Here is a 1,396-nt window from a genome sequence, read left to right on the forward strand (position 1 = left end):
TTGCCGCCCGAGGATTCCGATAACGCGACGCGATGGGGTTTACTTAAGGCTCGATTTTCCCGGGCATTGCCCGTTGCGGAGCGCGTCTCGCAAAGCCGTGCCAAACGCAGAGAGCGCGGGATATGGCAACGCCGTTTCTGGGCGCATTTATTGACAAGCCAAGAAGACTATAACGCACATGTTGACTACATTCATTGGAATCCTGTTAAACATGGCTGGGTGCGGCAAGCGGCCGATTGGCCGCATTCGAGTTTTCATCGTTTTGTGGAATTGGGCATTTATCCCATGAACTGGGGGCATTCCGGTGTTTTCAATATTCAAGCAGACGGGTATCTCGAATGATGCGCTTCGTTCCTCAGCGCATCCTATGGTCCTGCGGAAAAGTGTACTTTTGTAAGTAAAGGTCTCCTAAGGGAGTTTGATAACATGATTATTTCGTTTAACAATCCAGTATGAAATTCAACGCTAACCAGCGGGTAAACTTAACCGGCAGAAGCTACGCTCCTTTCGTCGCTTCTGCCGGCAGGTTTCCCGTATCGTTAGATCGACCCTTCGGGCAGAGGAGAAAAAGATTGGAATTACCGAAGTTCAATGACACATTCCTTCCAATAATTGACATTCTGCGTGATGGTAGAATTATCCCAGGACGGGAGCTGTTACGGCTTGTCGAAGAGAAATACTATTCAGAACTTCCGCCAGAACTGCTGAATCAGACAACTAAGAGCGGTGATCGACTTCTGGAAAACAGAATCGCCTGGGGAAAGTCCTATCTCAAGAAAGGCGGTCTAGTCCACTATCCTCAACGCGGTTATGTCCAGATTACCGAGAAAGGTAAGTCCGCAAAGGTCGAAATGATTTCAATCGACCAACTGGAGTCTGACGTTATCGGCTTCTACAAACCGGAGGGAGCGATTTCTGAAAAGCGAGAAATTACCAACTCAAGTCCACAGGACCTAATTGATTCTGGCATTGAGCAGATTGAAGACAATGTCAAAACTGAGCTTCTACAGAAACTCAAGCTGATTGATCCATACGCGTTCGAAAAAGTTATTCTTATCTTGCTGAATCGAATGGGCTATGGCGAATTCATTGAAACTTCCAAATCCCGTGATGGCGGAATTGACGGAATCATAAATGAAGATCAACTTGGTTTGGAGAAGATCTACATTCAGGCCAAACGGTATACTGACAACAAGGTCCGTGAACCCGATATTCGAAATTTCATCGGGGCCATGAGTGGTGACACAACCAAGGGAATTTTTGTCACAACCTCCGATTTTGACGAAAATGCAAAGAAGAAGGCTAAGGAAGCTCATCACACAATTATTCTAGTTAACAGGCTGTTGATTTTATCTCCCCCACAAGCCGCATTGACTCGTTGAATCAGATGCCAAAG

2 protein-coding genes are annotated in these 1,396 nt (G+C 46.3%); both read left to right on the forward strand.

What is annotated here, in order from left to right; all coding sequences use genetic code 11:
* Positions 1-342 (forward strand): REP-associated tyrosine transposase (locus tag AC3B8H_RS21330; RefSeq protein WP_488443512.1); only part of this gene is annotated, 342 nt, incomplete at its 5' end.
* A 110-nt stretch (positions 343-452) separates the two neighbouring features.
* Positions 453-1,382 carry a restriction endonuclease gene (locus AC3B8H_RS21335; RefSeq protein WP_488443513.1) on the forward strand — a complete coding sequence of 310 codons (930 nt, stop codon included), beginning with the start codon at positions 453-455 and terminating at the stop codon, positions 1,380-1,382.
* The last annotated feature ends 14 nt before the right edge of the window (positions 1,383-1,396 follow it).

This window comes from Methylomonas sp. BG-2 (assembly GCF_057766305.1).